The organism is Microcoleus sp. C2D2 (assembly GCF_036702495.1).
GTDB lineage: Bacteria > Cyanobacteriota > Cyanobacteriia > Cyanobacteriales > Microcoleaceae > Microcoleus.
In genome coordinates this window covers 1-1,687 of record NZ_JAUBTO010000379.1, presented here as the reverse complement: position 1 = coordinate 1,687, position 1,687 = coordinate 1, and the positions used below count along the sequence as shown (strand labels likewise).

Below are 1,687 nucleotides of genomic sequence, written 5' to 3'. Positions count from 1 at the left end.
AAAGGTTTCATCCTATTTTACCTTTTTTTGTCTACCCCCTTGACAATTTGCACTTTTTCTTAACTTGTCACAAATGTCCCAGGACTATTAAAGCGTGTCCTTGAGATTAGTCCAGAGGAGGTGACCCGACTCATCGGGGATACAGATGAGCAAGTTCCAGAGCTAGCGGGTAAGAAGTGGGAGCAAATTTATCAAACAAACGATATTGCCCGCTGGCTCGATGACAAGGTGGTGCTTGACCCTGAGTTGGTGACTCACGTGGGAACTAATGACGAAACCAAAACAAGTAGCTGGCTTTACGCCAGTTACTGCGCTGACCGTCAGGAGCAAAATGAAAAACCCATCAGCATGAAGGCTTTCCGCCCTAACTTGATGGACTTCTTGCTCAACCAGTTAAAAGTGCAGGTATCGGTAGGAGAGGACAGAAAGGGGCGATTTATCAAAGGCTTAGGGCTGCGCTGCTTCCACGACCCTACAGGAGAAATTTACCCCCGCCCCGTCACTAAAAAACCGTTCGGCGGTGGTGGATTGATGGTGGATGGTGGTGGATGTGTGGTGGCTGAAAGCCTTGGTAGCGGTGGATGGGATGGATGTGATGGATTAATTGAGAATTCTAAAAATACAGAAAATACTCAACCCCCACCATCTCCCATTTCACCTAAAAATCAGAACTGTGACGGAGATAGTGGAAATAATCCACAACATCCACCGAATCCACCGCTACCAAGCAATCCAGCCACCACTCAACCATCACAGAATAAAAAGAATCCACCACAGTGTCTTGAGACGATTGCGAACAAGCATTTTGCCGATATCTTGGCTGACCGGATGCGGGAAGCGATTGCAAACTCTAACCGTGAGGATGCCTCAGAGGTTATGAGAGAGGTTAGTTCTTACCCTTTACAGGTTCGGGGACTGTTTAATAGAAGTTTCAGCAAGGAAGAAAGTACCAGCATCCGTCTGCTGAAACAGTGCGGTTTGGTTCGGGGTTCGCGGGTCAAGTACGTAGGGAAGGATACAGAACAGTATGAAGGTGAAGTATTGACGGTAGATGATATCAACGCTCAGAACGAACTCACTTGCTTAAGACCTGATGGCAAAGGCTATACAACGTGGTTGAAGCCGTCAAATTTAGAGAAGCTATAGCACTTCAGGGTGTTGGGTCAGGAGATACAAATATCCTGACCTAGCTCCGACCTGCAACTTTTCTCGGCGATCGCCTAACTTTTCCTAAATAGTTCACCGCTCCGAACGAAACAAATCTACAATCGAGTTATGCACACGATTCGATTGAGGAAAGTTTTCGTCATGGCAGTGAACCCTAAAAGTTTGAATAACCTTGTACCCGGTGGCAACCGCAAGAATGCTGTCAGGGTGACACTCACTCTGCGACCTGAGACAGTGGCACTTCTGAAAGCCCAGGGCAACATGAGCGAAGCTGTGGATAAGCTGATTCAGCTTTGTATCCTGGGCAAGGTTGAGCATGATGGTTCTCTGAATCCTATTCCCGGCAGTACCCTCAACCTAAAATCTAAAACCTAAAAGCTAATATAATTACCTCAAACCCTTAGCGGGTATCGGTTCCATCTTTTATGTTTAATACTTAAGCTCAATACTTCGGACAGTTTTGGGAGAGAGACGCGATCGACAGTTCTCAAAAAAGTCAGTGGAATCGGAACCCAAAAAA

Annotated in this window: 2 protein-coding genes; both read left to right on the top strand. The window is 46.4% G+C overall.

Annotated features, from left to right (window positions below; all coding sequences use genetic code 11):
* Positions 1–120 precede the first annotated feature (120 nt).
* Positions 121–1,146: a hypothetical protein gene (locus tag QUB61_RS39340; protein WP_333136876.1), complete on the top strand. Its 1,026-nt coding sequence runs from the start codon at positions 121–123 to the stop codon at positions 1,144–1,146.
* A gap of 162 nt (positions 1,147–1,308) precedes the next feature.
* The gene (locus QUB61_RS39335; RefSeq protein ID WP_333136877.1) at positions 1,309–1,542 is read left to right on the top strand and encodes a hypothetical protein; all 234 of its coding nucleotides are present in this window, start codon (positions 1,309–1,311) and stop codon (positions 1,540–1,542) included.
* Positions 1,543–1,687: the final 145 nt, after the last annotated feature.

Coding starts and splice junctions, on each gene's coding strand:
- QUB61_RS39335 (WP_333136877.1), top strand. CDS start 1,309: ATGGCAGTGAACCCTAAAAGTTTGAATAACCTTGTACCCGGTGGCAAC.